We start from the raw sequence: 1,182 nt of genomic DNA, 5'->3' as shown, positions 1-1,182 counted from the left end.
TGAGTCTTGCACTCGGAGCTGGTGGGGGTCGCAGTGGCCAGGGGGAAGCGACTGTTTACTAAAAACACAGGTCCGTGCGAAGTCGTAAGACGATGTATACGGACTGACGCCTGCCCGGTGCCGGAACGTTAAGGGGACCGCTTAGCAGCAGCAATGTTGCGAAGGTGAGAACTTAAGCGCCGGTAAACGGCGGTGGTAACTATAACCATCCTAAGGTAGCGAAATTCCTTGTCGGGTAAGTTCCGACCTGCACGAATGGCGTAACGACTTCCCCGCTGTCTCAACCGCAGACCCGGCGAAATTGCACTACGAGTAAAGATGCTCGTTACGCGCAGCAGGACGGAAAGACCCCGGGACCTTCACTACAGCTTGACATTGGCGTTTGGAGCGTCTTGTGTAGGATAGGTGGGAGACTGGGAAGCTCGGACGCTAGTTCGGGTGGAGTCATTGGTGAAATACCACTCTGGTCGTTTTGAACGTCTAACTCTGGTCCGTGATCCGGATCGGGGACAGTGTCTGGTGGGTAGTTTAACTGGGGCGGTTGCCTCCTAAAGAGTAACGGAGGCGCCCAAAGGTTCCCTCAGCCTGGTTGGCAATCAGGTGTTGAGTGTAAGTGCACAAGGGAGCTTGACTGTGAGACTGACGGGTCGAGCAGGAGCGAAAGCTGGGACTAGTGATCCGGCATCGGCGTGTGGAAGCGGTGTCGCTCAACGGCTAAAAGGTACCCCGGGGATAACAGGCTGATCTTCCCCAAGAGTCCATATCGACGGGATGGTTTGGCACCTCGATGTCGGCTCGTCGCATCCTGGGGCTGGAGTAGGTCCCAAGGGTTGGGCTGTTCGCCCATTAAAGCGGTACGCGAGCTGGGTTTAGAACGTCGCGAGACAGTTCGGTCCCTATCCGCTGCGCGCGCAGGAGACTTGAAAGGGGCTGTCCCTAGTACGAGAGGACCGGGACGGACGAACCTCTGGTGTGCCAGTTGTACCGCCAGGTGCACGGCTGGTTGGCTACGTTCGGAAGGGATAACCGCTGAAAGCATCTAAGCGGGAAGCTCGCCTTGAGATGAGGTCTCCCACCACGAGAGTGGGTAAGGCTCCCGGTAGACGACCGGGTTGATAGGCCGGAGGTGGAAGCACAGTAATGTGTGGAGCTGACCGGTACTAATAGGCCGAGGACTTGACC

The 1,182-nt window shown here is 57.3% G+C and carries 1 rRNA gene; it reads left to right on the top strand.

The features are described 5' to 3' along the window. Positions 1–1,182: ribosomal RNA gene (locus AB0J46_RS51950) — 23S ribosomal RNA — on the top strand; the annotation flags it as partial.

It is taken from the genome of Nonomuraea sp. NPDC049758 (assembly GCF_040674635.1).
GTDB lineage: Bacteria > Actinomycetota > Actinomycetes > Streptosporangiales > Streptosporangiaceae > Nonomuraea.
This window is presented reverse-complemented; position numbering and strand designations above follow the sequence as displayed.